Origin of the sequence: Methylobacterium sp. Leaf89 (assembly GCF_001422215.1) — a bacterium.
In the GTDB taxonomy this organism is placed as follows: domain Bacteria; phylum Pseudomonadota; class Alphaproteobacteria; order Rhizobiales; family Beijerinckiaceae; genus Methylobacterium.
On record NZ_LMML01000010.1, the window covers coordinates 103,289 to 129,500 of the forward strand.

24 protein-coding genes are annotated in these 26,212 nt (G+C 70.0%); 18 read left to right on the plus strand and 6 right to left on the minus strand.

The window, feature by feature from the left end:
- Positions 1-2: 2 nt before the first annotated feature.
- The 6 genes from ASF18_RS05595 to ASF18_RS05620 all read left to right on the plus strand — a co-directional run bounded on the left by ASF18_RS05595 (position 3) and on the right by ASF18_RS05620 (position 6,404).
- On the plus strand, positions 3-1,256 hold the full coding sequence (locus ASF18_RS05595; protein ID WP_056350052.1) for a glycosyltransferase: 1,254 nt from the start codon (positions 3-5) through the stop codon (positions 1,254-1,256).
- 127 nt (positions 1,257-1,383) lie between these two features.
- On the plus strand, positions 1,384-1,746 hold the full coding sequence (locus tag ASF18_RS05600) for a phasin (RefSeq protein ID WP_056271717.1): 363 nt from the start codon (positions 1,384-1,386) through the stop codon (positions 1,744-1,746).
- A 221-nt stretch (positions 1,747-1,967) separates the two neighbouring features.
- Positions 1,968-2,630, plus strand: a complete 663-nt coding sequence (locus tag ASF18_RS05605; RefSeq protein WP_056350055.1) for a hypothetical protein — start codon at positions 1,968-1,970, stop codon at positions 2,628-2,630.
- Positions 2,631-2,749: 119 nt separating this feature from the next.
- Positions 2,750-4,213, plus strand: coding sequence for a Do family serine endopeptidase (locus ASF18_RS05610; RefSeq protein WP_056271721.1), 1,464 nt, complete (start codon positions 2,750-2,752; stop codon positions 4,211-4,213).
- 434 nt (positions 4,214-4,647) lie between these two features.
- Positions 4,648-4,947, plus strand: coding sequence for a hypothetical protein (locus tag ASF18_RS05615; RefSeq protein ID WP_056350056.1), 300 nt, complete (start codon positions 4,648-4,650; stop codon positions 4,945-4,947).
- Between the two features lie 140 nt (positions 4,948-5,087).
- Positions 5,088-6,404 (plus strand): replication-associated recombination protein A, encoded by a 1,317-nt coding sequence (locus tag ASF18_RS05620; RefSeq protein ID WP_056350058.1) that lies wholly within the window; start codon positions 5,088-5,090, stop codon positions 6,402-6,404.
- Positions 6,405-6,474: 70 nt separating this feature from the next.
- On the opposite strand, the gene ASF18_RS05625 is transcribed toward ASF18_RS05620, so the two are convergent.
- Positions 6,475-6,861, minus strand: coding sequence for a hypothetical protein (locus tag ASF18_RS05625; protein ID WP_056350060.1), 387 nt, complete (start codon positions 6,859-6,861; stop codon positions 6,475-6,477).
- A 297-nt stretch (positions 6,862-7,158) separates the two neighbouring features.
- On the opposite strand from ASF18_RS05625, the gene ASF18_RS05630 reads away from it, so the two are divergent.
- From ASF18_RS05630 to ASF18_RS25030, 7 genes are all read left to right on the plus strand, one after another.
- A complete protein-coding gene (locus ASF18_RS05630; RefSeq protein WP_056350062.1) occupies positions 7,159-8,655 on the plus strand; it encodes a carboxypeptidase M32 in 1,497 nt (498 codons plus the stop codon).
- Between the two features lie 229 nt (positions 8,656-8,884).
- A complete protein-coding gene (locus ASF18_RS05635) occupies positions 8,885-10,132 on the plus strand; it encodes an Hsp70 family protein (RefSeq protein ID WP_056350065.1) in 1,248 nt (415 codons plus the stop codon).
- A 91-nt stretch (positions 10,133-10,223) separates the two neighbouring features.
- Positions 10,224-11,654, plus strand: coding sequence for an RluA family pseudouridine synthase (locus tag ASF18_RS05640; protein WP_056350067.1), 1,431 nt, complete (start codon positions 10,224-10,226; stop codon positions 11,652-11,654).
- A 630-nt stretch (positions 11,655-12,284) separates the two neighbouring features.
- Positions 12,285-12,962 carry an HAD-IA family hydrolase gene (locus ASF18_RS05645; protein ID WP_056350070.1) on the plus strand — a complete coding sequence of 226 codons (678 nt, stop codon included), beginning with the start codon at positions 12,285-12,287 and terminating at the stop codon, positions 12,960-12,962.
- Between the two features lie 65 nt (positions 12,963-13,027).
- Positions 13,028-13,822 (plus strand): ATP12 family protein, encoded by a 795-nt coding sequence (locus ASF18_RS05650; RefSeq protein ID WP_056350072.1) that lies wholly within the window; start codon positions 13,028-13,030, stop codon positions 13,820-13,822.
- A gap of 116 nt (positions 13,823-13,938) precedes the next feature.
- Positions 13,939-15,471, plus strand: a complete 1,533-nt coding sequence (locus ASF18_RS05655) for an acyl-CoA carboxylase subunit beta (protein WP_056221169.1) — start codon at positions 13,939-13,941, stop codon at positions 15,469-15,471.
- Positions 15,472-15,584: 113 nt separating this feature from the next.
- On the plus strand, positions 15,585-15,713 hold the full coding sequence (locus tag ASF18_RS25030) for a hypothetical protein (protein WP_274534750.1): 129 nt from the start codon (positions 15,585-15,587) through the stop codon (positions 15,711-15,713).
- 55 nt (positions 15,714-15,768) lie between these two features.
- Here ASF18_RS25030 and ASF18_RS05660 read toward each other — a convergent pair whose 3' ends face one another.
- Together ASF18_RS05660 and ASF18_RS05665 are read right to left on the minus strand one after the other, a co-directional pair.
- Complete coding sequence (locus ASF18_RS05660) at positions 15,769-16,722, minus strand: metallophosphoesterase (protein ID WP_056350073.1); 954 nt, start codon at positions 16,720-16,722, stop codon at positions 15,769-15,771.
- A gap of 673 nt (positions 16,723-17,395) precedes the next feature.
- Complete coding sequence (locus ASF18_RS05665) at positions 17,396-18,793, minus strand: aminotransferase (RefSeq protein WP_056350075.1); 1,398 nt, start codon at positions 18,791-18,793, stop codon at positions 17,396-17,398.
- Between the two features lie 102 nt (positions 18,794-18,895).
- Between ASF18_RS05665 and ASF18_RS05670 the strand changes: the two genes are divergently transcribed.
- Both ASF18_RS05670 and ASF18_RS05675 read left to right on the plus strand, forming a co-directional pair.
- Positions 18,896-19,435, plus strand: coding sequence for a hypothetical protein (locus tag ASF18_RS05670; protein WP_056221180.1), 540 nt, complete (start codon positions 18,896-18,898; stop codon positions 19,433-19,435).
- Positions 19,425-20,153 carry an HAD-IA family hydrolase gene (locus ASF18_RS05675; RefSeq protein WP_056350077.1) on the plus strand — a complete coding sequence of 243 codons (729 nt, stop codon included), beginning with the start codon at positions 19,425-19,427 and terminating at the stop codon, positions 20,151-20,153. The genes ASF18_RS05670 and ASF18_RS05675 overlap by 11 nt, the downstream gene beginning before the upstream one ends.
- Here ASF18_RS05675 and ASF18_RS05680 read toward each other — a convergent pair.
- Positions 20,150-20,632: a MarR family transcriptional regulator gene (locus tag ASF18_RS05680; RefSeq protein ID WP_056221185.1), complete on the minus strand. Its 483-nt coding sequence runs from the start codon at positions 20,630-20,632 to the stop codon at positions 20,150-20,152. The genes ASF18_RS05675 and ASF18_RS05680 overlap by 4 nt on opposite strands.
- Before the next feature lie 140 nt (positions 20,633-20,772).
- Between ASF18_RS05680 and ASF18_RS05685 the strand changes: the two genes are divergently transcribed.
- Positions 20,773-21,552 (plus strand): DUF1499 domain-containing protein, encoded by a 780-nt coding sequence (locus ASF18_RS05685; protein ID WP_056221188.1) that lies wholly within the window; start codon positions 20,773-20,775, stop codon positions 21,550-21,552.
- A gap of 7 nt (positions 21,553-21,559) precedes the next feature.
- Here the strand turns inward: ASF18_RS05685 and ASF18_RS05690 are convergent, their stop codons facing one another.
- Positions 21,560-22,477 (minus strand): MBL fold metallo-hydrolase, encoded by a 918-nt coding sequence (locus ASF18_RS05690; RefSeq protein WP_056221191.1) that lies wholly within the window; start codon positions 22,475-22,477, stop codon positions 21,560-21,562.
- Between the two features lie 86 nt (positions 22,478-22,563).
- On the minus strand, positions 22,564-23,235 hold the full coding sequence (locus tag ASF18_RS05695) for a DUF2865 domain-containing protein (RefSeq protein ID WP_162239161.1): 672 nt from the start codon (positions 23,233-23,235) through the stop codon (positions 22,564-22,566).
- Between the two features lie 567 nt (positions 23,236-23,802).
- On the opposite strand from ASF18_RS05695, the gene ASF18_RS24375 reads away from it, so the two are divergent.
- Positions 23,803-24,048, plus strand: coding sequence for a hypothetical protein (locus ASF18_RS24375; protein ID WP_210166753.1), 246 nt, complete (start codon positions 23,803-23,805; stop codon positions 24,046-24,048).
- 312 nt (positions 24,049-24,360) lie between these two features.
- Complete coding sequence (locus tag ASF18_RS05700) at positions 24,361-26,058, plus strand: PAS domain-containing methyl-accepting chemotaxis protein (RefSeq protein ID WP_056221197.1); 1,698 nt, start codon at positions 24,361-24,363, stop codon at positions 26,056-26,058.
- The last annotated feature ends 154 nt before the right edge of the window (positions 26,059-26,212 follow it).

Below are 26,212 nucleotides of genomic sequence, written 5' to 3' on the forward strand. Positions count from 1 at the left end.
CCATGCAGATCGTCGTGTTGGCGGAATTCGCGGTGGCGAGCGGCGGTGCCGAGAAGGTGGCCGTCGAATCGGCACGGGGCCTCGCCGAGGCCGGACTCGACGTGACCTACATCCAGGCGATCGACGGGCCGGTGGATGACCTCCTCGACCATCCCCGCATCCGCCGGATCGGCCTCGGCAACACGGACATCTGGCAGCGTCCGGCGCATCGCGCCGCGCTCAACGGGCTCTGGGACGCGGAGGCCGCCGCCCGTCTCGGCGCCGCCTTGGACGCGCTGCCGGTGCGGCCGGACCTGATCCATCTGCACCAATGGACGCGCAGCCTGTCGCCCAGCGTCTTCCCGGCGCTGTTCGCGCGGGGTCTCCCGGTCGTGACGACCCTGCACGACTACTTCCTGGCCTGCCCGAACGGGGTCTATTACCGCTTCGATCAGGCCGAGCCCTGTGCTCTGAAGCCTCTCTCGGCCGCCTGCCTCGCAGCGCCCTGCGACGGCCGGAGCCGGCTCCACAAGCTGGTGCGCATCGGCCGCTCGGTCTCCCTGCGCGCGGCCCTGAAGCGGCAGCGCCTCGACATCATCCATGTCTGCGACGCGAGCGTGGCGCGGATGGGTACGCTCCTGGAGGGTCTGGCGGTCACCCATCACCGGGTGGACAATCCGGTGCGCGTCACGAAGCAGGTGCCGGCCGATCCGGCACGGGGCGATGCGCTGGCCTATGTCGGCCGCCTGACCCGTGAGAAGGGCGTCGACCTCGTGGCGGACGCCGCGCGGGCCGCCGGGCTTCCGGCCCTGTTCGTCGGCACCGGTCCCCTGGAGAACGAGCTTCGTGCGCGCCCAGGGGTCGAACTCGTGGGCTGGCAGGCGCCGGACGCGGTCTGGTCGCTCCTGCGCCGCCGGGCCCGGGCGATCGCCGCGCCGTCCCGCTGGTACGAGACCGGGCCCCTGACGGTCTACGAGGCCTTGGCCAACGGCATCCCGGCGATGGCCTCGAACCGATCCGGAGCGTCCGAGAAGGTCCTCGACGGGGTGAACGGTTATTCCGTTTCGCCGGAGCCCGAGGCCTGGGCCCGGGCGGCCGCGACGCTCCACGACGACGCACGCACGGCCAGCCTCGGCGCCGCCGCGCATGCCCGCTACTGGGCGAGCCCGATGACGCTGGGGGTTCATACCGATGCGTTGATCGCAGTCTACGAACGCATTCTCGCAACCCGGGCCGTCGAACGGCTGCCCGCGGACGCGGCTGCCTCGGCCGCTTGAAGGCGGCGCAGAAAGTTGGCAAAATTCTGCATCTTTCCGGACCGATGATCTTGACGTTCATGTTGCATCGCAACATAGATTTCCCGCGATGCATCGAACGAGTCGGTGCAGCCTGGAGAGAAGCGAGATGACCGGTCAGACCTTCGAAATCCCCGCCGAAATGCGCGCCTTCGCCGAGAAGAGCGTCGATCAGGCCCGCACCGCCGTGAGCACCTTCATCGGAACCGCGGTCAAGACGGCCGAGCAGATGCAGACGACGTCGAAGTCGGTGCAGGAGTCGATGCAGACCGTCGTCGCGAAGGGTCTCGACCAGGCTCAGGAAAATGCCGCCGCGACCTTCGACTTCGCCCAGAAGCTGGTCCGGACCCGCGACGTCCGCGAGGCGATGGCGTTGCAGGGCGAATTCATCCGCAGCCAGATCGCCACCCTGCAGGCCCAGGCCAAGGATCTGGGCGCCCTGGCTCAGAACACCCTGCGCCCCTCCGCCTGAACCCGGCCGAAGGCCCGAAACGCGCGGCCGGCCCCCTTCAGCGCCTCGGGGTGCCGCCCGCCCGCGCGGCGCCCCGCAGACATCCCGCCGTTTCGGGTTATTCTTCCCCTCGAAGCGGCAAGGAGACAGAAGCCATGGCAAGACGGCGCAGACCCCCCTCCAAAGCGCAGGACCGAGCCGGAGCGCTCCCGCAGACCGCCGGCAGCCAGGAGGATGGACCGATGAACATCGACACCGTGCAGGCCGTCGAGATGGGTGACCCGAACGATCCATCGGGGTCGGACCATGCGCCGAACCTCCATGACGCGCTCCTCGAAGGCGTGTCCCCGGACGCTCTGGCGGCGGCAGCCGGAAGCGACGGCACGCCGGTCCCGGTCGTGACCGAGTCCGCCACCGCGACGACCGAGACCTCCGAACGCGTCGAGGATCTCACCGTGGTCCCGGAAGAGACGGCGGCACCGGGCGAAGGCGGGCGGGAGACGGTCCAGGCCGCGGCCGACGCTGTCGAAGTCGCGACCGACGCCGTGGAGACCATCGCTCAGACCCTGCCCGCGACCATGGCCGAGCCCCTGCCGGCGGCGCGGTCCGTCCTCGAAGGCTCCCAGGCTTCCTTCGGCAAGCTCGCGGACCTCGCAAAGTCGCCGCGGATCTCCGAGGTGATGGGTGAACTCGGCGAGGTGAACACCACCGTGCTCACCTATCTTCGCGGCGAGGGCGCCGCGGCGGTGGCCCACTGGCAGGCTCTCTCGGGCGCCAAGACCCCGGCCGATGCCATCCGCCTCCAGGTCACCGAGATGCAGCGCGCCGCCGACGCGTCGCTGAGCTGCTTCGCGGCCCTCGCCAAGCGGGCGAGCCGCTTCACCGGCACGATCGGCCGGCGCTGAAAGATCCGGCTCCGGCGCCCCTCGCGCCGGCGGCTCGACGCGTCTAGATATCCGGGAATCCGTCGCGGCGCCGTCCCAGACCGGGGCAGGGCCGCCGCGCCCTCGTCCCGGGAGTTCCCATGCCGCGCACGTCCCTTCTGCTCGTCCCGCTGCTGACCGCGACGCTCGCCGCCGCGCCCGCCACGGCGCAGATGATGAAGTCGCCGGCGGTCCCCGAGCCGGGGGCGCCGGAGAAGGTGGTGCCCCTCGCCAAGGGCCAGGTGCAACTGTCCTTCGCCCCGGTGGTGAAGCGGGCCGCCCCCTCCGTGGTGAACGTCTATGCCTCGCACGTGGACACGCGCGGTCAGAGCCGCAGCGCCATGGACGAGTTCATGAGGCGCTTCTTCGGTGACAACGGCGCGGGACGCGGGCGCGGCGGCGCGCCGGGCGAACGCGCCCAGAAGTCCCTCGGCTCCGGCGTGATCGTCGACGAATCCGGCCTCGTCATCACCAACAACCACGTCATCGAGAATATGAACGAAGTGCGCATCGCGCTCGCCGATCGGCGCGAGTTCGAAGCCACCATCGTCCTGCGCGATCCCCGCACCGATCTCGCCGTGGTCAAGATCAAGAGCCCGTCCGGCGGGCTGAGCCCGATGGCCTTCGGCGACTCCGAGTCCCTCGAAGTCGGCGACTTCGTGATGGCGATCGGCAACCCGTTCGGGGTCGGGCAGACGGTGACGCAGGGCATCGTCTCGGCGCTGGCGCGCACGCAGGTCGGCTCCTCCGACTACCAGTTCTTCATCCAGACCGATGCGGCCATCAATCCCGGCAATTCGGGCGGTGCCCTGGTCAACCTCCAGGGCCAATTGGTCGGGATCAACACCGCGATCTACTCGCAATCGGGCGGCAGCCACGGCATCGGCTTCGCCATCCCCGCCAGCATGGTCCGCGCCGTGGTGGAGACCGCCAAGGGCGGGGCGAGCGCCGTGCGGCGTCCCTGGCTCGGCGCCCGCGTGCAGAGCGTGACGCCCGACATCGCCGAGAGCATGGGCCTGGATCACCCCACCGGCGTGCTGGTGGCGAGCCTCCAGGCCAAGAGTCCGGCGGAGGAGGCCGGCCTCAAGCGCGGCGACCTCATCCTCACGGTGGACGGCAAGAGCGTCGACGACCCGGAAGCCTTCGGCTACCGCTTCGCCCTGAAGGGACTCACCGGCCAGACCCAGTTCGGCATCCTGCGCGGCACCGGGCGCTCGACCGTGGCGGTGAAGCTCGGCCCCGCACCGGAGACGCGTCCGCGCGACACCCTCAAGGTGCGCACCCGCTCGCCCTTCCTGGGCGCGACCCTCGTGAACACGTCCCCCGCCGTGGCGGAGGAGCTTCAGGCCGACTTCCCGTCGGACGGGGTCGCGGTGGCCAGCATCGACGAAGGCTCGGTCGCCGCGCGCGCAGGCCTGCAGAAGGGCGACATGATCGTCGCCATCAACGGCATGCCGATCGCCACCACCAAGGACCTGGAACGGATCACCCGCAACAGCCTCAACATGTGGGAGGTCTCGATCAACCGCGGCGGCGAGGTCATGACCTCGATGTTCGGGGGATAGCGAATTCGAAGCTCCGCGCCTCCCGCGCACCGCTTGCCCCAGCGAACCTCCGCGGATAGAAACAACCGGTAGTTGATTTCGGCGGGCTGCCCTTGGTCCGCTGGATGCCGGAGATGGGCGTGTCGCTCAGGCTGCCCTCGAACATCACGGCGGAACGCGCCGCCCATATCCTTCACGGGGACGCAAGCGGAGGTGGTCACTCACCACGAACCGGAAAACCCGGAAAGTCATACTTTCCACGATCATGGTCGGATCAGACGATCATGGATATGATTTCCGAGATCGCTCTGGATCCGACGCTTATGAAGCGGCCGAGTTACCAGGGCCGCCTGATCGTCGAAGGGGTGCGATCGGGCGTTCATGTCAGGGTGGTCGTCGACGGGAACGGCCGGGTCATCACGGGATTCCCTCTCTAGACAACTTGGTGCTCCGTCATGATCGAAGTCCTTCACCCAAAATCCGAGATTCTTGCAGGGATCCTCGGGGCCATCGAGGGCGATCTGGACAACCACGATGCGACGGACATTCGCTCGTTCATCGCAGCGGGCGAGTACGGTTTGGCGGCCGATACGCTCTTTTCGGCGATTGCCGCGAAAAACCTCCGACTCGACAAGACGATCGTCGCGCAGCTCGCCGCCGTGGAAGACCTCTACAACACCTTCGGCGACCTCGATCCCAAGGTATCTGAGGAGGTGCTGCGGCAAGACCAAAAGCGAACACCCCTTCGCATGTAGGTGACCCATCTCCGACGTCGGTTTCCGCCGGGCGCTTCTGGCGGAGGCGGAGCACCGCGCCTGGGCCATGCGCCGGATCGCTGGTGACAGGTGCGACGGTTCGATTGCTAAGCGGCGCCGCCCGCGTCTTTGATGCGCCGATGTCCGACCTGTTCGCCTCCGCCGGCTTGGCCAACGCCGCCCCCCGCCCTCTCGCCGATGTCCTGCGCCCGAAAACCCTCGCCGAGGTGGTGGGCCAGGAGCACCTGACCGGCCCCGACGGGGCCCTGACCCGGCTCCTCAACGCCCGCTCCTTCGGCTCGCTGGTGTTCTGGGGACCGCCGGGCACCGGCAAGACCACCGTGGCGCGGCTCCTGGCGCACGAGACCGACCTGCATTTCGAGCAGATCTCGGCGATCTTCTCCGGCATCGCGGAACTCCGGAAGGTCTTCGACGCGGCGCGCGGGCGCCGGGCCATGGGGCGGGGCACTCTGCTCTTCGTCGACGAGATCCACCGTTTCAACCGGGCGCAGCTCGACGCCTTCCTGCCCGTGATGGAGGACGGCACGGTGACGCTGGTCGGCGCCACCACGGAGAACCCGTCCTTCGAGCTGAACGCCGCCCTCCTGTCCCGCGCCCGCGTCCTCCTCTTCCGGGCGCTCGACGACGCGGCCGTCGCCAAGCTGCTGGTGCGGGCGGAGGCGCTGACCGGCCAGCCGCTTCCCCTGGACGCGGAGGCCCGCGGGGTCCTGGTCCGCATGGCCGACGGGGACGGGCGGGCCGCGCTGACCCTCGCCGAGGAGGTCTGGCGCTCGGCCAAGCCGGGCGAGACCTTCGACGCGGAGCACTTGCAGGCGATCATCCAGCGCCGCGCGCCGATCTACGACAAGTCGCAGGAGGGGCACTACAACCTCATCAGCGCCCTGCATAAGACCGTGCGCGGCTCCGACCCGGACGCGGCGCTCTACTATCTCTGCCGGATGCTCGACGGCGGCGAGGACCGCCTCTTCATCGCCCGCCGCCTCGTGCGCATGGCGGTGGAGGATATCGGGCTGGCCGACCCGCAGGCCCTCGTGGTGGCCACCGCCGCCAAGGACGCCTTCGACTTCCTCGGCTCGCCGGAGGGCGAACTGGCGCTGGCCCAGGTCACGGTCTACCTCGCCTGCGCGCCGAAATCGAACGCGGTCTACGAGGCCTACAAGGCCGCCACGCGGGTGGCGAAGGAGCACGGCTCGCTGCCACCGCCCCGCACCATTCTCAACGGCTCCACGAAGCTGATGCGCAAGATCGGCTACGGCGAGGGGTATCGCTACGACCACGACGAGCCCGACGCCTTCTCGGGCCAGGATTACTGGCCGGAAAAGCTCGGGCGCCAGCACTTCTACGATCCCACGGATCGGGGCATGGAGCAGCGCTACACCGAGCGATTGGCCCATTGGGAAGCCCTGCGCCGGCAGCGACGCGCCGACGAGGACTGAAGCCCGCGTCTCCTCCGTCGAAAGTCCGCGACCCGTCGCGCTCCCGCTGCCTCAGGCAGACGAGGGAAATCTAGTCGCTCGAGACGAGGCGCAGATGAAAGCCGTCCCGGATCGCACTCGGGACCGGCCCCGTGAACTCCGCCGGATCGCCGACGCGCAGGGCGAAGGCCATCTCGTCGGTGGGCAACGGCTTGGCGGAGACGGGCGGCATCGCCTGCGCGAGGCAGGTGCCGAGACCGATGGCCGCAGCGACCTGACCGCCGATCCAGGGAAGCAGCGTCCGGTGGAGGGAATGGGGCCGTGAGCCGGCCGACGTTCCGGCCAGCATCCGGGCGGGCACGTCCGGGACAGCCGCCGCCCGGGAGGTCGCGGGCGCCGCGCCGCTCGGCGCCAGCGGGAATGCGCTGAAATCGAAGGCGGCGGAGTCGTCGCTGAGCGGGACAAGCACGGGTTCCATGTCGCTCAAAGTGGACCGAGTCCGCTAACACCGTCTTAACTGCCCAGGCCGGGCCAGATCTGGTCTGGCCGGGCCGGCGGCCAGTCTTGCGGGGCGTCCGATGTCTCGGCTCGGCGCGAGGCGCCGGAGCTGCGCGATCGCGCGGCCCGGCCTTGCAACCGGGTGGCCGCCATGGTGGGATTCGCGTCTCCGGTCTCGCCGCGCGGCCGGGTGCGTGACACCCCGGACCGACGTCCCAGCGGTTCTCGGTCACGCTCCGTGCCCAGGCCACGATCCAGCAGGTCCCTTCGAGCCAGCATGCAGACCTATCCGATCCTCTCCGCCCGCTTCGCGCGCCTCGGCGCCCTCGGGGACGCCGCGGGGCTTCTCCATTGGGACCGCCAGACGCTGATGCCCGCGGGTGCGGCCGACATGCGGGCCGAGCAGCTCGCCCAGCTTGCGGTCATCGGCCACGAGATCCTGACGGCCCCGGAGACCGGCGACCTGATCGCCCGGTCCCTCGACGACGTCGCGAGCCTCGGGCCGTGGGAACGGGCGAACCTGCGGGAGATGCGCCGGGCCTATCTGCATGCCGCCGCGGTTCCGGCCGATCTCGTGGCGGCGAGCTCGAAGGCGTCGTCCCAGTCGGGGATGATCTGGCGGGAGGCGCGGGCGCGCGCCGATTTCGCCATGCTGGCGCCGGCCCTGGGCGAGACCCTGCGCCTGCAGCGGGAGGTCGGCGCGGCGAAGGGGTCCGCCCTCGGCCTCGATCCGTACGACGCCCTCCTCGACGGCTACGATCCCGGGATGCGCCGCGCGACGATCGATCCGGTGTTCGCCCACCTGCGCGCTGCGTTGCCGGATCTGATCGCGGCGGTTCAGGCGCGTCAGGCGCGGGAGCCGGCCCCGCTGCCCCTGACCGGCCCGTTCCCGGTGGAGGCGCAGAAGGCGATCGGGGAACGGCTGATGCGCGCCGTCGGCTTCGATTTCGAGCGGGGCCGGCTCGACGTCAGCCTCCACCCCTTCTGCGGCGGCGCCACCGACGATGTGCGGATCACCACCCGCTACGATGCCGCCGATGCCACCGGCGCCCTGATGGGCGTGCTGCACGAGACCGGCCACGCCCTCTACGAACAGGGCCTGCCGGCCGCGTGGCATCACCAGCCGGTGGGGACGGCCCGCGGCATGACCCTGCACGAGAGCCAGTCGCTGCTGGTGGAGATGCAGGCCTGTCGCTCGGGTGAGTTCTGCGCCTATCTCGCGCCGATCCTGGCGGAGGCCTTCGGCGGGGAGGGACCCGCCTGGAGCGCGCAGAACCTCTACCGGTGCTACACGCGCGTGGCGCCGGGCTTCATCCGGGTCGATGCGGACGAGGTGACCTATCCGGCCCACATCCTCCTGCGCTACGAACTCGAGACCGCGATGATCGCGGGCGATCTGGCGCTCGCCGACCTGCCGGGCGCCTTCAACGACGGCCTGCGCGATCTCCTCGGCCTCACCGCCCCCGATGATCGGCTGGGCTGCCTGCAGGACATCCACTGGCCGAGCGGAAGCTTCGGCTACTTCCCGACCTACACCCTCGGCGCGATGGCGGCGGCGCAGCTGTTCCGCGCGGCTCGGGACCAGAGGCCGGGCCTGCCGTCCGATCTGACCAGGGGCGATTTCACGGCCCTGCGCGGATGGCTGCGCGAGGCCGTCCACGCCCGCGGCTCCCTGCTCGAGACCGACGGCCTGCTCGTCGCCGCCACCGGCAAACCCCTCGGCGCGGAGGACTTCATGGCTCACCTGCGGCTCCGGTATCTCGGAGAGGGCTGAGACGCCTGCGCCGGGCGATCGCCGCCCTGTCCGCGCGGGGCTCGCGGCGGCGGCCGAAGTGCACCGGCGCGCGGCGAGGCCGTCGCCGAAACCGCCGCCCGGCTCGGTTCGCCGACCGCCTCGCGCGGGCGCGGTCCGTCGTTTCGGGTTCACGGACGGTGGACCGGACGCGGGTCAGCCTGTAGGCCGGCGGCCCCTCCACCAGCGGACCTGACGTCCGGAGATCCTCATGGCGGCCTGCGGCCTCGATTTCGGCACCTCGAACACCACCCTTGGCCTCGTCACCGGACAGCGCCCGCAGCTCGTGCCCCTGGAGGGGCGCCACGTCACGATCCCCAGCGCGATCTTCTTTCCGCCGGGGCAGGCGCCCTTCGTCGGGCGGGCCGCCATGGCCGAGTACCTCGAGGGAACGCCGGGCCGGTTGATGCGAAGCCTCAAGTCGGTGCTGGGCTCGTCCCTCCTGGAGGAGACGACCCCCGTCGGGCGCGAGCGCATCAAGTTCCGCGACGTCATCGCCCGCTACCTCGCGGCCGTGAAGACGCGGGCGGAGACCGAGACCGGCCGCGTCCTCGATACCGTGGTCCACGGCCGCCCGGTTCACTTCGTCGACGGCGATCCGGAGGGCGATGCCCGTGCCGAGGAGGCCCTGCGCGCGATCGCCACCAGCATCGGCTTCCGCCACGTCTCGTTCCAGTTCGAGCCGATCGCGGCCGCCCTCGATTACGAGCAGCAGGTCCGCGCGGAGGAGATCGCCCTCATCGCGGATATCGGCGGCGGCACCTCGGACTTCTCCATCGTGCGCCTCTCGCCGGAGCGGCATGCGCAGCCCGATCGCAGCGGCGATATCCTGGCCAATGACGGGGTGCGCATCGGCGGGACCGACTTCGACCGCCGGCTGAGCCTCGGCACGGTGATGCCGCTGCTCGGCCTCGGCAGCGCGATGACGCGGGGCGATATCGATGTCCCCACGGGCTATTTCCACGACCTCGCCACCTGGTCGAGCATCAACCGGCTCTACAATGCCAAGACCCTGCGCGAGATCGAGGAGGTCCGCCGCGACGCGCGGCGTCCCGACCTGCTGGCGCGGCTCCACACCGTCGTCGAAGCCGAGCGCGGGCATTCCCTGGCGATGGAGGTGGAGGGCGCCAAGATCGCGACCTCGGAGGCCGGTCAGGGCAGGATCGCCCTGGACTGGGTCGAGGCGGGGCTCGAGGCCGAGATCGACCGGCGGGGCCTCGTCGTCCATACGGACGAACTCGCGCGGCGGATCGCCGAGCGGATCGACCGATGCCTCGCGCAAGCCGGCCTCACGGCCGACCGGATCGACGCCCTGTTCCTTACCGGGGGCTCCACCGGCTTGCCCCATGTCCGCGCCGCCCTGACCGCCGGCGTCCCGAACGCCCGCGTGGTCGATGGCGACACCTTCGGCTCCGTGGGCACCGGGTTGACCCTCGAGGCGGCCCGGCGCGCGGCCTGAGGCCGGATCGGAGCCCAGAAAGATCGACCCGGTCGGGCGACACGCTCCGTGTGCCCTTTGTCGGGGCGCCCGTGGGTGTTACGAGCAGGCCATGACCACACGACCACCTTCACGCGGCGGCTCCGGGCGCAAGGGCGCCGGCACGGGCCGCGGCGCACCGCCCGGCCGCTCCCCCCGGCCGGGCAAACCGGGTGCCTTCCGGCGGCCGGACCGCGAGCGCACGGGGCCGCGCACCAGTGCCCTCGATGCCGCCCAGCGCGCGGCGCAAGGGCGCGGCGATGCCGCGGCCAAGCACGCCCCCTGGCGCCCCGGCCAGGAGGCGAGCGACCGCGAGGCCGGCCCCCAGGACGGCTTCGAGACCATGACCGAAGCCCCCCGGCGGGCGCCGCGCACCCGCGCCGAGCGACCGGCGCCGGCCGGTCCCGCGCCGGCGCGTCGCCCGGGCGCGGCCTCGCGCGAGACCGCACCGGCGCCGGAGGGACCGACCCGGCGCGAGCAGCGCGCGGCCGCCTCCGCCACCCTGGCCTCCGGCGTCCAGACCCTCACGGTGGAGGAGGACGAGGCCGGGATGCGGATCGACCGCTTCCTGACCACGCGTTTTCCCCAGCTTCCCTTCACGCGCGTCCAGAGCATCGTGCGCAAGGGCGAGCTCCGGGTCGACGGCAAACGCGCCAAGCCCAACGATCGGCTCGAGCCGGGCATGAGTGTGCGCGTGCCGCCGCTCAAGCTCGAGGCCCAGGGCGAGCGCCCCCGCTCGGCCGCGAAGGACGCCACGGACGCCGACTTCATCCGCTCGCTCATCCTCTACGAGGATGCCGAGATGATGATCCTGAACAAGCCTTTCGGCCTTGCGGTCCAGGGCGGCTCCGGCACCGTGCGGCACGTGGATGGCCTCCTAGAGGCGCTGACGGGCAAGGACGGGCAGAAGCCGCGCCTCGTCCACCGCCTCGACAAGGACACCGCGGGTTGCCTCATCGTGGCCAAGACGCGGCTGGCCGCCGCGACCCTGGCTAAGAGCTTCCGTTCGCGCTCGGCCCGGAAGGTCTACTGGGCCCTCACCGCCGGCGTGCCTCGGGTGGCGCAGGGCCGGATCTCGACCTACCTCGCCAAGGAGGAGCCCACGGACGCGGATGCGCGCATGCGGGTGGCCAAGCACGGCGACGAGGGCGCCGCGCACGCCCTGACGTATTACGCCATGGTCGACAACGCGGCCCAGAAGCTGTCGTGGCTGTCGCTGAAGCCGGTGACCGGGCGCACCCATCAGTTGCGCGCGCACGCCGCCCATATCGGGCATCCCATCGTGGGCGACCCGAAATACTTCAGCATCGAGAACTGGGAGCTGCCCGGCGGCATCCAGAATCGGCTGCATCTCCTCGCGCGACGGATCGTGATCCCGCATCCCCGGACGGGACAGCCCGTGGACGTCACGGCCCCGCTTCCGCCGCATATGGCGCAGAGCTGGAACCTGCTCGGGTTCGACGCATCCCGCTACGATCCCATCGTGGAGGCGCCGGAAGCCTGACGCCCCCTCCCGCTCTCGGGAGGTGCGGCACCTCGCCGGAGGACGAGGCGGGAGGGCGCCACGGTTGCACCTTGGCAAGCGCCCGCCATGCCTTATCCTCCCCATCCATCCCGGCGGGCGCGTTGCCACCGGCCAAGGACCGTCGCGCCACGATGCATCGAGACACGATCCTGACGCCGGCGATCGGCTTCGCACTCCTGGCACTCGCGGCGATCGGCGCGGGCAGCACGCTCAGCACCGCCGCGACAGCGCAGGCGACTCCACCGGCCCAGACCCAGACAAGGGCGCAGCCGCAGACGCCGGCGACGCCGCAGAATTCAGGACCGCAGCCACAAGCGGCACCGGCCGTCCCGCCTCAGGGACCGGGCGCACAGGCGCAGGGATCACGGCCGGCGGGAGCCAGTCAGGCGGTCGGTACGGCCGGAGGGCGCGGCGCGGCACAGGTCGGCCGGCCCCGGCGGCGGTCCTACGCCGCCTGCAACCGGATCTCGCACACGCGCGGCCTGCGCGGCGGAGCCCGGCGCCGGTTCCTCGTCCGGTGCAAGCTCGGCTACGATCGTCCCCGGAACGGTCAGACCCAGGGCCCGCGGCAGCCGTGAGGAACGCCGTTCGCAGCACGAGCCCGAATCCGTGAAGCTCATCGTCTTCGACGTCGACGGAACCCTCGTCGACAGCCAGCACCTCATCGTGGCCGCGCAGGGCATGGCCTTTGCCGAGCATGGCCTGACGGCGCCGAGCCGTACGGACTCGCTCTCGGTGGTGGGGTTGTCCCTGCCGCAGGCCTTCCGGCGCCTCGTCGGTGACGACGGCCCGATCGAGGGGTTATCCGAGAGCTACAAGCGCGCCTTCAACATCCTGCGCCTCGACCCGAACTACGAGGAGCCCTTGTTCCCCGGCATGGAAGCGCTGCTCACACGCCTCCACGCCCGCGACGACGTGCAACTCGGGATCGCCACCGGAAAAGCGCGGCGCGGGGTCGATCGCCTGCTCGAGACCCATGGCTGGCGGGGATGGTTCGCCACGACCCAGAGCGCCGACGACGCGCCCTCCAAGCCCGACCCCGCCATGCTGCTCCAGGCCATGGCGGAGACCGGGGCTGCGCCAGACGCCACCGTGATGATCGGCGACACCACCTACGACATGACGATGGCGGTCAGTGCCGGTGCCGCGGCCGTAGGCGTGGCCTGGGGCTACCATCCCGTCGGGGCGCTGTTCGGTGCCGGCGCCTCCATCGTCGTCGACACCGCGGATGATCTCGGGGCCCTCTTCTCCGGGGATCCGCGCGCACGGGCGGCGGCCCAGGCCTGACCCCGGCGCCAGACGCAAGACGCCGTGTCTCGCAGCCCGCGCCGCGATGCCCTATCTGCAGGACCATGAGCGACGATCCCAAACCCGATTGGCTCGGCGAGCCTGAACACCCCACCCAGCCCGATCCCACCCGTGCGGCACGCGGCCCCGGCAAGCCCGCCCTGCCGAAACGGTTCTACGGAGAGGCCGGCCTCGCCGCGCACGGCGACGGCTTCCGGCTGACCCTCGACGGGCGCCCGGCGAACACGCCGGCCCGCAATCCTCTCGCCCTGCCGACGCGCGCCCTCGCGGAGGCCGTGGCGGCCGAATGGGCGGCGCAGGTCGCGGTCATCGACCCCGCCACCATGCCGCTGACGCGCCTCGCCAACACCGCCATCGACGGGGTCGCGCCGCGCCGCGAGGCCGTGGTGGACGACCTCTCGGCTTATGCGGGCACCGACCTGCTGGCCTACCGCGCCGGCGATCCGGAGCGTCTCGTGCGCGCCCAGGCCGAGGCCTGGGACCCGATCCTCGACTGGGCGCACAGCGATCTCGGCGCCCGCTTCATCCTCGGCGAAGGCGTCATGCACGTCACCCAGCCGGATACCACCGTGGTGGCGCTGCGCCGGGCGATCGGCGAAACCGAAGGCCCGTTCCGGTTGGCCGCCCTTCACACGTTGACGACGCTGACCGGATCGCTCGTCCTCGCGCTCGCGGTGTTGCGCGGGCAGGCCAGTCCGGCCGAAGCCTGGGCGGCGGCCCATGTGGACGAGACCTATCAGGCGAGCGTCTGGGGCCGTGACGCGGAGGCTGAGGCGCGTCACGCCCTTCGGCAAGCCGAGTTCGAGGCCGCGGCCCGGTTGGCACAATTGAGCCGTTAAATCGATTTTCGCGGAAAGCGACGCGTGCTAAGGCCGGTTCAAATCGCGACCGCCAAGGTTACCGCTCAAGTTCGTGCGGGACGCGACCTCATCTCTCCAACCAGGGCCGAGCGCGCATGAAGGACATTCTCGAGAAGCTGGAAGAGCGGCGCGCCCAGGCCCGCCTCGGCGGCGGCGAGAACCGCGTCGTGGCCCAGCACAAGCGCGGCAAGCTGACCGCGCGCGAGCGCATCGAGCTCCTCCTCGACCACGGGTCGTTCGAGGAGTTCGACATGTTCGTCCAGCATCGCTCCACCGATTTCGGCATGGAGAAGCAGAAGATCCCCGGCGACGGCGTGGTCACGGGCTGGGGCACCATCAACGGACGCACGGTCTTCCTGTTCTCGAAGGACTTCACGGTGTTCGGCGGCTCCCTGTCCGAGGCGCACGCGGCCAAGATCGTCAAGGTCCAGGACATGGCGCTGAAGATGCGCGCGCCGATCATCGGCATCTTCGATGCCGGTGGGGCCCGCATCCAGGAAGGCGTCGCGGCGCTGGGCGGCTACGGCGAGGTCTTCCGCCGCAACGTCGCCGCCTCGGGCGTCATCCCGCAGATCTCGGTGATCATGGGCCCCTGCGCGGGCGGCGACGTCTACTCGCCGGCCATGACCGACTTCATCTTCATGGTGCGCGACACGAGCTACATGTTCGTGACCGGGCCCGACGTGGTGAAGACGGTCACCAACGAAGTCGTGACGGCCGAGGAGCTCGGCGGCGCCAAGGTCCACACCACCAAGTCCTCCATCGCCGACGGCTCCTTCGAGAACGACGTCGAGGCGCTCCTGCAGGTTCGCCGTCTCGTCGACTTCCTGCCCGCCAACAACATCGACGGCGTGCCGGAGATCGAGAGCTTCGACGATCCGCTGCGCCTCGACATGAGCCTCGACACGCTGATCCCGGACAACCCGAACAAGCCCTACGACATGGGCGAGCTGATCCGGCGCGTGGCCGACGAGGGCGACTTCTTCGAGATCCAGGCGACCTACGCCCGCAACATCATGACGGGCTTCGGGCGCATCGAGGGCCGCACCGTCGGCTTCGTGGCGAACCAGCCGATGGTGCTGGCCGGCGTGCTCGATTCGGACGCCTCCCGCAAGGCGGCCCGCTTCGTGCGCTTCTGCGATGCCTTCTCGATCCCGATCGTCACCTTCGTCGACGTGCCGGGCTTCCTGCCGGGCACCGCGCAGGAATACGGCGGCCTGATCAAGCATGGCGCCAAGCTGCTCTTCGCCTATTCGCAGGCGACGGTGCCCCTGGTGACCATCATCACCCGCAAGGCCTTCGGCGGGGCCTACGACGTGATGGCGTCCAAGCACGTCGGCGCCGACCTCAACTACGCCTGGCCCACCGCGCAGATCGCCGTGATGGGCGCCAAGGGCGCCGTGGAGATCATCTTCCGCAGCGAGATCGGCGATGCCGAGAAGATCGCCGAGCGCACCCGCGAGTACGAGGACCGCTTCCTCTCGCCGTTCGTGGCCGCCGAGCGCGGCTACATCGACGAGGTGATCATGCCCCACTCGACGCGCAAGCGCGTCGCCCGGGCCCTCAGCATGCTGCGCACCAAGGAGATGGAGCAGCCCTGGAAGAAGCACGACAACATCCCGCTCTGAGGGCGGGGACCACCGGCCCGGCGCCTCGCCGGGCCGGCGTCGCGCAACATTCCGGTGGCCTATTTCCGGAAGGCTGCCATGATCCCCCAACCACAATCGGAAGGAGACAGGTCATGGCGGCGGAACAGAAGCGCGGAAGCCGCGAGGCGAAGAAGCCCAAGAAGCCCGTGACGAAGACGATCGCGGCGGCGCCCTCGACCAAGGGCACGGTGGTCGCGGCACCGAAGGCCGGCAAGAAGTAGGCCCGCAGGGCACCGGTGCGGGCCCGAGCCCGCGCCGGGCTGCCCCCGAGGCGCGTCAGCCCTGGATGAGCCCGGGTCCCTGAACGGTCTTGCCCGCCGGATCGGACGCGCTTCCGAGATTCAACAGGACGATCTCCGGGGGGACCCCCAGGCGCACCGGAATGCGGCTCACGCCGAACCCCCCCGAGATGATCATCTGGCGGCCTTTCCGGACCACATGGCCGTAGGCGAAATCGTTGTTGCCGTGGATCGCCGCAATGGCCGGCGAATAGCCGAAGAGGCGAACCTGACCGCCATGGGTGTGGCCCGCGAGGGTCAGGGACACGCGGTCCGGCACGTCGAGGAACAGGTCCGGCTCGTGGATCATCAGAAGAACGGGCGCGGAGTCGGTGATCTTCGCGAGCGTGCCCGGCAGGTCGTCGCGCCCGCCCTCGTCATCTTCCAAGAGGAACGGAATCTGGTCGCCGACGCCCGCGATCCAGAACGGCTTGCCGTCCTTCACGAGACGCAGGGCGTCGTTCTCCAGGACGGGAATCCCGACATTCTCCAGCGCCCTCTGCGCTTCCACGGGGCCGTCGCGGCGCGCCTGCGCCTGCTTGTCGTCCCACCAATCGTGGTTGCCGAGGATCGAGTAGACCCCGAGCGGGGCGCGGAGCGCCGACACCACCCGGGCGAATTCCGGCAGCGGGATCTTTCGGTAGGTGACGCTGGGTCCGGCCGGGTAGTCCCCCAGCATCAGGATGAGATCGGGCTTCAGCGCGTTCGTGGTGTCGACGATCTCGGCGATCCGGTCGAGGGGCATGAACGGCTCGCCGACATGGAAGTCGGCCAGCACTGCCACGCGCAGCGACAGGCCGGGTGTCCAGTTCGGAAGGACGGGGGCGTAAGGCGTGACCACGAGACGGTAGAGCGGCTCGATGCCGAAGGCGTAGACACCCGTCGACCCGACGACACCCGCACTCGCCCCGAGCCCGGTCAGGAACTGCCGGCGGCTCGGCAGGATCAGCATGGTCAGGCTCCTCGGTCGCGCGAAGGACGCGGCGCGTCCCTCTCGCCACAAAAGATGACGAAAGCGAGGAGCGTGCCGCGCTCAGCGTGACCGTTAGGCCCGAGGCGTTGAGGAAGGACTACCGCAGGGGTGGACTCGCGCCCCTCGACGCAACCCACCGTCGAGACGTCAGGACAGTGGCGTGTCCTCGTGCTCGAAGCGGGAGGAGCGAGTACCGCTCAGGAGCCCCGTCCGAGCCGACTTCTGCGCCTTGGACACGGCCTGTACGGCCGCTGCCAGGGCCGGAAGTGCGACGGGCCGGAACGTCTCAGCCTGATGATCGACGATGATGGTGGAGCGGTCGGAACGTCGAGCGGTGCCTGAAGTCTGTGGGCGCGGGTGCATGTAACGGGTGTCCTGTTGTGCTCGACAGGCTCTGTCAGGTTCTCATGCCTAATCTTGAGCCATGAACGTCTCGCGGGCACCGTTTGGTTTCACCCGGACGCCGATCGAGCGACGTGACAACCATAGAGCCGCCGCCAACCTGAATGAAAGCTTAAGGCTCTCACGATCCCTTGACCAAAGCCCAAATCGACCGCGCGTCCCATCTCGAGAACACTTAAGCAGGGCCGCGCTTGCAGCGCAAAAGACATCATGCACTGCGAAGAATACCTTCGCAGCGCAATCTTGATGGTCAAGCCACGGGACGCGGAGCGGCTTCGAGCTTCTGCTCCGCGATCCAGGCCGAAGTCCGGTCGAGGGCTCGCGTCAGGCGGTCGAACAGGGTGTCGATCTCGGAGGGCGCGATCACCAGGGGCGGGCAAACCGCGACGCGGTCCCCGGCGAGGAACCGTACGATCAGCCCTTCGGCCTGGGCGAAGGCGACCACCCGCGCCGCCACGCCGGCCTTCGGCTCGTATTGCCGGCGGGACGCCTTGTCCGCCACGAGCTCGATGCCGCCGATGAGCCCGATGCCGCGTGCCTCCCCGACGAGGGGGTGATCGCCCAGCGCCGCCAGGCGCGCCTGGAACTGCGGCGCCTTCTCGGCGACCCCCTCGACGATGCGGTCGCGCTTGTAGATCGCGATGGTCTTGAGGGCGACGGCGCAGGCGACGGGGTGCCCCGAATAGGTGGTGCCGTGTCCGAAGGTCCCGAGCTTGGCGCTCTGCTGCACCATCAGACGGTAGAGCGGCTCATCGACGGAGATGCCGCCGAGCGGCAGGTAGCCGGAGGTGAGCGCCTTGGCGAAGGACAGGCTGTCGGGCCGCATCCCCATCGCCTCGGATCCGAACCAGGTCCCGAGCCGCCCGAAACCGCAGATCACCTCGTCGGCGATGAAGCGCACGTCGTGCCGGTCGAGCACGGCCTGGATCTTGGCGTAATAGCCCGCGGGCGGGAGAATGGCCCCGCCGGCGCCGAGCACCGGCTCGGCCACGAAGGCCGCGACGGTCTCGGGGCCCTCGCGGAGGATCACCGCCTCCAGCTCGGCGGCGAGGCGGGTGGTGAAGGCCTCTTCGCTCTCCCCCTCCTGCCCGAAGCGATAATGGTGCGGGCAGCCCACATGCAGGAAACCCGGCAGCGGCAGGTCCCAGTCGGCGTGGTTGGCGGGCAGGCCCGTCATCGAGGCCGTGGCCACCGTGACCCCGTGGTAGCCCTTGATGTGCGAGAGGATCTTCTTCTTGCGGGGTCGGCCCAGCGCATTGTTCATGTACCAGGTCAGCTTGACCTGCGTGTCGTTGGCTTCCGAACCCGACGAGGTGAAGAAGATCTTCGAGGTCGGAACCGGCATGAGCTCCTTCAAGGTCTCGGCCAATTCGATCGCCGGGTCGTGGCTCCGCCCCGAAAAGAGGTGCGTGAAGGGCAAGCGCGCCATCTGCTCGCTGGCCGCCTCCACCAATTCCTCGTTGGAATAGCCCAGCGCCGTGCACCACAGGCCGGCCATGCCCTCGAGATAGGGTCGGCCGTCGCTGTCGTAGACCCACACGCCGTGGCCGCGCTCGATGACGAGCGGCCCCGTCTCGCGAAAGGTCTCCAGGTTGGTGTAGGGATGGATCAGGGTTTCGACGTCGCGGGTCGCGAGGTTCGAGAGCATAGTTTTGCCTGACGGTTGGCCGATGGCCGACATGGGTGCGAGACTGTAACGAGGGGCGCCCGCCGTAGAAACCCGCGCGACGTCGCAACCGGACCCGAACCCATGCTCGACCCCGCCACCATCGTGGCTCAACCCGCCCCCGGCCGCGCCTGCGGAACCTGCACCCTCTGCTGCAAGGTCTACGACGTCCCGGCGGTGGAGTCCGTTGCCGGGCAATGGTGCCGGCACACCCGGCAGGGGCGGGGCTGCGCCATTCATGCGACCCGGCCCGATCATTGCCGCGCCTTTCACTGCCTCTGGATGACCGAAGGCTGGATGGGCCCGGAATGGAAGCCCGAGCGCGCCAAGATGGTGCTGAGCCTCGATCCGATCTCGCGCCACATGAACGTGCAGGTCGATCCGGGCCAGCCGAATGCCTGGCGGCGCGAGCCCTATTACGGCCAGCTCAAACGCTGGGCGGTGTCGTCCCTGGCCCAGAAGCGCCACGTCCTCGTCCATCTCAACCGGACCACCACCGTGGTGCTGCCCGACCGCGACGTGGCCCTCGGCGTCTTCGAGCCCGGCGACCGCATGGTGGCGCGCGAGCGTATGACCCCGCAGGGGGTCGTGATCGAGGTCGAGAAGGTCCGCGATGCGGCCTGAGATTCTCGGGACCACGATCCGCGGGATCCTGTTCGACAAGGACGGGACCCTCGTCGATTTCGACCGGACCTGGGGGCCGGCCGCCTATTCGGTGATGTCCGACCTGTCGGGCGGGGACCGGTCACGGCTGGATGCGCTCATGCGGGTGAGCCACTACGACGAGGTCGGCCAGCGCTTCGCGCCGACCTCGCCGCTCATCGCCGGCTCCTCGGCCGGCTACGGCCCCCTCTGGGCCGAGGTCCTGGGCCGGCCCGCCGGCCCGGCGCTCTATGGCGAGATGGACGCGTTGTTCCGCGCGGCCGGCCTCGCGGCGCTGACGCCGATCGGGGCACCGTCGGACCTCGCCGCACGCCTCGTAGCCGGTGGCTTCACCCTCGGGATCGCCACCAACGACGCCGAGGCTTCGGCGCGGGCCCAATGCGCCGCCCTCGGCCTCGCATCGCACTGCGCCTTCGTGGTGGGCTATGATTCCGGTCACGGCGCCAAGCCGATGCCCGGAATGGTCACGGCCTTCGCCGACCATCTCGGGGTGCCGGCGAAGCGGATCGCCATGGTGGGGGATTCCCCCTACGACCTCGTCGCGGCCCGCGCGGCCGGGGCGATCGCGATCGCGGTGCTCAGCGGCCCGCTGGGTGCCGCCGCCCGGGACGAGCTGGAGCCCCTGGCCGACTACATCCTCGACTCGGCTGCGGATTTGCCGGCGCTGCTCGGGCTCTAGCCCGCTTCGCCGGTGACCGGCTGCTCACGGGCCAGATCGCGCCACTTCAGCACGAGGCGCTCGAAATCCGCGATGTCCTGGGCCGGCAACTGCCCCAGGGTGCGGGCGACGTACGCCTTCTGCGCGACGATGCCGCGCGTGGCGAGGTCCGCTCCGGCGGGGGTGAGATAGAGCGCGTGCGAGCGCCGGTCGCCCGGGATCGGACGACGCTCGACGAGGCCGGCTTCGACGAGACGATCGATCAGCCCGGAGACGTTGCCCTTGGTCACGTAGAGCCGCGCCGCGAGGTCCTGCTGCGTCATGCCCTCGCGCTCGGTGAGGGTGGAGAGGGCATCGAATTGTGGGATGGACAATCCCAATCCGCGCAATTCCCCGGCCATCGCGGCGGTCACCCGACGGTTGAGGCGGATGAAGCGAAACCAGACCCGCAGAGGATCGGCAGCCTCGGCGGGGGTCGGAGCGGGTGGGGGCGCGGGCATCGTCGGGCGGCTATAGCAGACACGGCGCCACTCCCGGAAGCTTCGCGACACACAGCCCGGGTGGCGCCGGGGAGCGCGGACCGGTAAAGCTCCAGGCATACGGCCCCGCGGATCGTCCGGACAGCGAATCTCGTCACAGCATGCGTCGTCTGCCCTACGAAGATCCCATCACCCGCGCCGGCCCGGTCTCGCGGACCGTTGCGGTGCTGGCCCTCCTCGTCAGCCTCTTCGCCCTGGTCCTGGTGCGCGATCCGCGCGCCGAGGCGGGCCCCGCCCTGGCGACCCTCGGCGCCGGTCTCGTTCTGGCGGGGGTCGCGGTTTTCTTGGCCCTCGTCGCCTTCGTCCGGGTCTGGCGCGAAGGCGCGCGGGGCCTCGGGGCGGCCCTGGCGGGCCTGTTCCTGGCCGGCCTCGTCCTCGCCTATCCGGCCTACGCGGCCCTGCGGGCCCTGAGGCTGCCGGCGCTCGCGGACGTGACCACCGACACCGACAATCCCCCGGCCTTCTCGCGCTCCCGCACCGCCTTCGCTGCCCGCGAGGGTCGCTATCCGCCCGATCCAGGCCCCGCCGCCCGCGCCGCGCAACGCGCGGCCTATCCGCAGATCGCGCCGCTGACCCTCGACCTCGATGCCGACGAGGCCTTCGAGCTCGCACGCAAGGCGGCCGTGAACCGCCGTTGGCAGATCGTCGAGGCGATCCGCCCCGGCGGACGTGTCGGGAACGGCCGCATCGAGGCGGTGTCGCGCGGTCCCATCCTGAACCTCGCCGATGACGTCACCGTGCGGGTCCACCCGCGGGCGGACGGGGCCCGCATCGACGTCCGCTCCGCCTCGCGTCTCGGCACGCGGGACTTCGGCAGCAACGCCGACCGCATCCGCGCCTATCTCGACGAAGTCGCCAATCTCGCCATCGCGGTGAAGTAAACGGGCGTCAGGCCGGTGCGTAGCGGCTGTCGAGCCGGGCAGGGCCGTCGCTCCGCACGACCCCGCGCTCGACCAGATCCTCGAGGTGGGCGAAGACCGACAGGGCGGCCGCGCCGCGCAGGGCGGGGTTCAGGCCCTGGTAGATCGCCGCGACGATGGCGCGGATGTCCCGGTCGCCCGCCTCCAGGCGCCCGCGGATCGCGCTCTCACGCTGACGGCGATGGGTGGCGAGGCCGCGCACGAAGCGGCGCGGGTCGCGGACCGGTCCGCCATGGCCGGGCCAGTAGATCGTCTCGTCACGGTCCCGCAGAGCCTCGAGGGACTCCATGTAGGCGCGCATCGCGCCATCGGGGGGCGCCACGATGGTGGTCGACCACGCCATCACGTGGTCGCCCGAGAACAGGGCCGTCTCTTCCCGCAGGGCGAAGGCGAGGTGGTTCATGGTGTGGCCCGGGGTCTCCACGGCCTCGAGGGTCCAGCCTGGCCCCGCGACGGTGTCGCCCATCCGCAATTGCCGGTCGGGGACGTGGTCCCGGTCGGCGCTGGCATCGAGATGGGGGATCTCGCCCGCGCCGAGCGTGCGCGCCGCCCGGTGTGGACCGCAGCCGAGGATCGGCGCGCCCGTATGCGCCTGGAGCAGCCGGGCTCCCGGCGAGTGATCCCGGTGGGTATGGGTGACCAGGATGGCCGTCACGGGGGCCCCGGCGCAGGCCGCGACGAGCGCCGCGATGTGCCCCTCGTCCGCCGGGCCTGGATCGACGATCGCGACGGCCTCGTCGCCGACGAGGTAGCTGCAGGTGCCGGTCGCCGTGAACGGTCCGCCGTTCGGTGCGATCCGCCGCCGGACCAGGGCGGAGAGCCGGACCGTCTCGCCGCTGGGAGGCGGCGATCCGTCGAGGTCGGGATCGGACTGCGTCTCGCTCATAGCAGCTCCTGAGCGGGTGGAATCGAACCGGCCCCTCCGCCGCCATCGGCCGAGGGACAACGCGCGGCACGCGACCGGCCGCCGATTCAATAGACGAAGGGCGATGCCATCACGACCCGGGTCGGCGCCCGGACCGCACCGAAGCGCGGCTCGACGTCGATCGGCGGCGGCCCCGGCTCGAAGCCGTCGGACGCGGCGACCCGGACGCGGAGCGCCCGATCGGCTCTGCGGACACCCTGGCGGAGGGCTCGGGCATCGGCCTCGCGGCGGACCACATCGACCTTGGCATCGATGTCGCGCCGCGCGCGGCGCGACAGGCCGCGCGCGGCGCGGAAATCGACGACGGTGAAACCGCCGGCGCGGGCCGGTACGACGACGGCCGCGCTCGCCTCGGTGGCGACGACGTCGCCGGCGCGCACGGTCATGTCCTGGAGAATCGAGAGCGGCGCGGCCACGCCCTGCTCGGGCTGACAGCTGCACTGCTCCACCCGTTTCGTCCGATAGAGGTTGGCCACGGCGAGGCTGCGGTAGGGCTGTCCGTCGAGACCGACGGCGCGGTCGAATTCGGTCTCCCCCGCCCCCAGGGTGAAGAGACGCGTCGGCGTGTTCGGGCAGGCCGCCGCGCAGGCGGCCTCGTGAACCGGCAGGTCGGACCGGGCCCCGAGGCGTCCGAGGGGGAAGACGTAGCCGTCGCAGGATCGCACGCAGACGGTGCGGGCCCCCAATACGGTGCGCGCGGCGGCCGGCACAGCCGCCACCTGGTTTCTCGCGGCCGGACTTCGGGGATGCCGGATCCGGATCGGTCGGGCCGCGGTCGCCTCGACGAGGGGGCGCGGCGTTTGGCGCATCGGCCGCACGGCGCTCACCCGCCGGGCGTCGGGAAGCGAGACGTAATGCCCGGGCCGGCGCGCGGGAATCGATGCCGCCGGCGGAGGAGCCGGCTCACGGAACAGCGTCTCGAGGAAATTGAAGAGGCCCCCCCGCTCCGAGGCCCTGACCATCGTCGTCCCCGCCGTGACCCCACCGAGACCCAGAAGAAGGCCGGCCAGTGCCGTCCCTATCATCTGCTGTCGCGTACCGGCCGGTGCGAGACGCTGCCACTTCATACCCGCCGGCTCCGCTTCCGTCGCTGAGATCGTTTTGGCCGCCTCTCACGGGGCACGGCTTCCTCAGGTACACATCATCGCGGACCCGGCGCAACGGCGGCAAACAACCGAGACGGGCGCGCGTGACGACGGAGCGGCGGCATCCTGGCTGGTTTCGACGGCCGGCAGGGCGGTGCAGTTTCAACGACGCACAGCCATGCCGTCGAAACATATTGCTCGATGTTCCTCAGTCGCGTGATCGATGGCGTCGTGCCCGATCGCCCTGTTGGCAATGAAACCACGGTGAAGGACCGACCGCCGATCGCAATCCCGGTGTCGTGGGAAGGCTACGGCCATGCGGTCTTTCATCGAAACTTCGACATCGGCTCACGGCAATCGGACGGAACCGGCGACATCCGGGTCGCGCGGACGAACAGAACGAGCAATTCGCCCAAACAGCTAAGACTGCTCTTCCCTCGAAGCTAACCTTTGATGGAAACCCGGACTACAGATTTCTCCGGATCATCACGGGGATTTTATCTACGGTTTCATTCGGATTTAAGGCTTTCCGGCTTCACTCGGTGTGCACCGGGGAGGGTGCCGGCAGCGGTTCCCACGCTGTCGTCGAAACACCCCACAGGGGATGTCGAGCGCTCCGGATCGTCGAGTCGACAGCACAGTTCCCTCGAGGAATCGCGCCGCGCTTCCTCACCGGTGGTCGGGCCCGTCCCACGGGCACCACGGAGGGCGCAGAGGTGTCCGCACGGCAGTGGAACGCATCGCAGCCGAGGATTGCCCATGACGTTCTTCAACACCCGCACCGCGGCAAAGCTCGAGGCGCTCGACCGGTCCCAAGCCGTGATCGAGTTCCTTCCCGACGGCACGATCGTGACCGCCAACGAGAATTTCCTGAAGACCGTGGGCTATGAACTCGCGGAGATCAAAGGCCGGCACCATCGCATGTTCGTCGACGCGGCGGATCAGGACCGTCCGGCCTACGAGGCCTTCTGGGCCGCTTTGGCCCGAGGAGAGTTCCAGCGTGCCGAGTACAGGCGGATCGGCAAGGGTGGCCGCGAGATCTGGCTGCAGGGAACCTACAATCCCATCCGGGGACGGGACGGCCGCGTGACCAGCGTGGTCAAATTCGCCACCGACATCACGGAGGAGAAGCAGCGGAGTGCCGATACGCGGAGCCAGATCGAAGCGATCGGCCGGTCGCAGGGCGTGATCGAGTTCGACCTCGACGGCACGATCGTGAATGCCAATCGAAATTTCCTCGATGTGGTGGGATACAGCCTCGAGGAGGTGAGGGGCCAGCATCACCGCCTGTTCGTCGACGGCCCCGAACGGGACAGTGCCGCCTATCGTGTCCTCTGGGAGGGATTGGCCAGGGGCGTCTTCCAGAGCGGCGAGTTTCGGCGCATCGGCAAGGATGGCCGCGCGATCTGGCTGCAAGCCACCTACAATCCGATCCTCGACTTGGCCGGGCGCCCGGTCAAAGTGGTCAAGTTCGCCACCGACGTCACGGCCGAGAAGCTGCGGACTGCAGAGCTGCAGGGCCAGGTGGAAGCGATCGGCCGCTCGCAGGGCGTGATCCATTTCGATCTCGCCGGACACGTCCTGGATGCGAATGCGAATTTCCTCGCCGTTCTGGGATACGATCTCGCTCAGATCCGGGGCCAGAACCACCGCATGTTCGTCGACCCGACCTATGGAGCCTCGGCCGAGTACAATGCGTTCTGGGCCGCCCTGCGCCGGGGCGAGTTCCGCAGCGGCATCTTCCAACGCGTCGGCGCAGGCGGCCGCACGATCTGGATCCAGGCCTCCTACAACCCGATCCTCGACATGAGCGGCCGGCCGTTCAAGGTGGTCAAGTACGCCACCGATATCACGGCGCGGATGCGCTCGCAGATCGAGGCCGCCGGCGCCTCGTCGCAGACCCTCGTGAATGTCCAAGCGGTGGCCTCGGCCGCCGAGGAATTGAACGCCTCCATCGGCGAGATCGCCAGCAGCCTTGCCCGGTCCCGCCAGGAGGTGGACGAGATGGACGAGCGCGCGCAGAGAGCCGACCGGTCGACCGGCCAGCTCGCTGACGCCGCCGCGTCGATGAACGGTATCGTTCAGTTGATCCAGGGCGTCGGCGGGCAGATCAATCTGTTGGCCCTCAACGCCACGATCGAGGCCGCCCGCGCTGGCGAGGCGGGGCGCGGCTTTGCCGTGGTGGCGGGCGAGGTGAAGAACCTCTCCAACCAGGTCACGAACGCCACGGCACGGATCGCCGAGGATATCAAGACGATGCAGACGGTCTCCGGCGACGTCGTCGTCTCCTTGACGGCCATCGGACAGGCGATCGACGTGGTTCGCGGCTTCGTCACGGGCGTGGCCTCTGCGGTGGAGGAGCAGAGCGCGGTCACGCAGGAAATCTCGATGAGCATGCAGACGGCGGCTCACGGCGTGGCCGATATCGATCGCAACCTGCAAGCTCTGGCATCCTGACGGCCTGCGGATCGGGGAGGAGCAACCATCGCGTCGGGCCCGACTTAGCCGTTTGCTCTTTTTATAGCTCCTGCTATAAAGCGGTGGGCTGCTTCCAGGCGCCCGGCGGTCCTCTTCCCGGAAACACGCGTGGGCATGGCTCGACACGAACCTC

Coding starts and splice junctions, on each gene's coding strand:
- ASF18_RS05595 (WP_056350052.1), top strand. CDS start 3: ATGCAGATCGTCGTGTTGGCGGAATTCGCGGTGGCGAGCGGCGGTGCC.
- ASF18_RS05600 (WP_056271717.1), top strand. CDS start 1,384: ATGACCGGTCAGACCTTCGAAATCCCCGCCGAAATGCGCGCCTTCGCC.
- ASF18_RS05605 (WP_056350055.1), top strand. CDS start 1,968: ATGAACATCGACACCGTGCAGGCCGTCGAGATGGGTGACCCGAACGAT.
- ASF18_RS05610 (WP_056271721.1), top strand. CDS start 2,750: ATGCCGCGCACGTCCCTTCTGCTCGTCCCGCTGCTGACCGCGACGCTC.
- ASF18_RS05615 (WP_056350056.1), top strand. CDS start 4,648: ATGATCGAAGTCCTTCACCCAAAATCCGAGATTCTTGCAGGGATCCTC.
- ASF18_RS05620 (WP_056350058.1), top strand. CDS start 5,088: ATGTCCGACCTGTTCGCCTCCGCCGGCTTGGCCAACGCCGCCCCCCGC.
- ASF18_RS05625 (WP_056350060.1), bottom strand. CDS start 6,861: ATGGAACCCGTGCTTGTCCCGCTCAGCGACGACTCCGCCGCCTTCGAT.
- ASF18_RS05630 (WP_056350062.1), top strand. CDS start 7,159: ATGCAGACCTATCCGATCCTCTCCGCCCGCTTCGCGCGCCTCGGCGCC.
- ASF18_RS05635 (WP_056350065.1), top strand. CDS start 8,885: ATGGCGGCCTGCGGCCTCGATTTCGGCACCTCGAACACCACCCTTGGC.
- ASF18_RS05640 (WP_056350067.1), top strand. CDS start 10,224: ATGACCACACGACCACCTTCACGCGGCGGCTCCGGGCGCAAGGGCGCC.
- ASF18_RS05650 (WP_056350072.1), top strand. CDS start 13,028: ATGAGCGACGATCCCAAACCCGATTGGCTCGGCGAGCCTGAACACCCC.
- ASF18_RS05655 (WP_056221169.1), top strand. CDS start 13,939: ATGAAGGACATTCTCGAGAAGCTGGAAGAGCGGCGCGCCCAGGCCCGC.
- ASF18_RS25030 (WP_274534750.1), top strand. CDS start 15,585: ATGGCGGCGGAACAGAAGCGCGGAAGCCGCGAGGCGAAGAAGCCCAAG.
- ASF18_RS05660 (WP_056350073.1), bottom strand. CDS start 16,722: ATGCTGATCCTGCCGAGCCGCCGGCAGTTCCTGACCGGGCTCGGGGCG.
- ASF18_RS05665 (WP_056350075.1), bottom strand. CDS start 18,793: ATGCTCTCGAACCTCGCGACCCGCGACGTCGAAACCCTGATCCATCCC.
- ASF18_RS05670 (WP_056221180.1), top strand. CDS start 18,896: ATGCTCGACCCCGCCACCATCGTGGCTCAACCCGCCCCCGGCCGCGCC.
- ASF18_RS05675 (WP_056350077.1), top strand. CDS start 19,425: ATGCGGCCTGAGATTCTCGGGACCACGATCCGCGGGATCCTGTTCGAC.
- ASF18_RS05680 (WP_056221185.1), bottom strand. CDS start 20,632: ATGCCCGCGCCCCCACCCGCTCCGACCCCCGCCGAGGCTGCCGATCCT.
- ASF18_RS05685 (WP_056221188.1), top strand. CDS start 20,773: ATGCGTCGTCTGCCCTACGAAGATCCCATCACCCGCGCCGGCCCGGTC.
- ASF18_RS05690 (WP_056221191.1), bottom strand. CDS start 22,477: ATGAGCGAGACGCAGTCCGATCCCGACCTCGACGGATCGCCGCCTCCC.
- ASF18_RS24375 (WP_210166753.1), top strand. CDS start 23,803: ATGTTCCTCAGTCGCGTGATCGATGGCGTCGTGCCCGATCGCCCTGTT.
- ASF18_RS05700 (WP_056221197.1), top strand. CDS start 24,361: ATGACGTTCTTCAACACCCGCACCGCGGCAAAGCTCGAGGCGCTCGAC.